This window comes from Mesorhizobium sp. M7A.F.Ca.ET.027.03.2.1 (genome assembly GCF_003999175.1).
Taxonomy (GTDB): Bacteria; Pseudomonadota; Alphaproteobacteria; order Rhizobiales; family Rhizobiaceae; genus Mesorhizobium.
The window spans coordinates 1-1,177 of record NZ_RZOM01001431.1; the positions used below are offsets into that span (position 1 = coordinate 1).

General features: G+C 58.9%; 1 protein-coding gene and 2 pseudogenes. 1 reads left to right on the forward strand and 2 read right to left on the reverse strand.

Annotated features, from left to right (window positions below):
* Positions 1 to 86, reverse strand: a pseudogene (locus EN750_RS35330) (30S ribosomal protein S7); the annotation flags it as partial.
* Between the two features lie 76 nt (positions 87 to 162).
* Positions 163 to 534 (reverse strand): 30S ribosomal protein S12, encoded by a 372-nt coding sequence (gene rpsL / locus EN750_RS35335; RefSeq protein WP_006333356.1) that lies wholly within the window; start codon positions 532 to 534, stop codon positions 163 to 165.
* Positions 535 to 1,031: 497 nt separating this feature from the next.
* On the opposite strand from rpsL, the pseudogene EN750_RS41220 reads away from it, so the two are divergent.
* Positions 1,032 to 1,177: pseudogene (locus tag EN750_RS41220) on the forward strand (transcriptional regulator); the annotation flags it as partial.

Here is a 1,177-nt window from a genome sequence, read left to right on the forward strand (position 1 = left end):
GCGTTCATGAACTTGGTGACGATCAGATCGCCGAACTTCGGGTCCGGATTGATCTCACGCTTTTCTGCACTGTGACGACGCGACATGGCTTTTGTCTCTCAATCTCATAACCCGACGCACCCAAGGAGCGCCAAGGCCGGAAAATCTTACTTCGGACGCCCCTTACTTCGGACGCTTGGCGCCGTACTTCGAACGGCGCTGCTTGCGGTTCTTCACACCCTGCGTGTCGAGCACGCCGCGGATGATGTGGTAGCGAACGCCCGGAAGATCCTTGACGCGGCCGCCGCGGATCATCACCACGGAGTGTTCCTGAAGGTTGTGGCCTTCGCCGGGGATGTACCCGATCACTTCAAAACCATTGGTCAGGCGGATCTTGGCCACCTTGCGCAGCGCCGAGTTCGGCTTCTTCGGCGTCGTTGTATAGACGCGCGTGCAGACGCCCCGCTTCTGCGGGTTCTGCTGCATGGCCGGGACCTTGTTGCGCTTCACCGGCGCAATGCGCGGCTTGCGGATCAGCTGGTTGACGGTAGGCATTAAACCCTCTTGTCTCTCAATTCCGTGTCTCGCCCGGTCAGGGCCGCTCAAAGCGTCATTTCCATACGCAAATTCGGGCCATAAACCGCGCCTCGCGGTCTTGCCCGAACAAAAGGCAGAGGAAGCGGAAGCCGCTTCGTGCACGCCGGAAATGTCTTTTCGCTCGTAAAACGAACCCTGTTTGAGGCAAACTCCAAAGCGTGTCGCTTCGGAAGGGAGAGCCTCACATCGGTTCTGACTGGGCGGCTTCTACTCGTAAGACCGCGGACCGTCAAGCCCGGAGCACTAAATATTGCGCGCCGACCAAGGCTTGGCAGCCATGCGAAAACCGCATGTAATTTTCTTTCGCATTTTTGCAAGAGCGAGGAAGAAAGTGACAAGCCTTCAGGCAAAGTGAATGGGTTTGCGCTGTTGCGCGGCCTTGCTTCATGCGAAAAGGCCGCATGAGTAGTCAAAACCCCCTCGCCCGCCCACCCGCTGCCAAGAGGAATCGGCCCGTGAACGACAACGAAGAACGCCCGGTCACTATCATCACCGGCCGGGTGTGGAAGAAAAAAGGCGGCAAACCGGAAGGCGTCCACGTCATGCTGGTGGCGCCAGACGACGATTCGGCGGTGCGCCGGGCACTCGAATCGCTTGCCGC

Excerpts from the sequence above, each read along its gene's own strand:
- rpsL (WP_006333356.1), bottom strand. The coding sequence starts at position 534 with ATGCCTACCGTCAACCAGCTGATCCGCAAGCCGCGCATTGCGCCGGTG.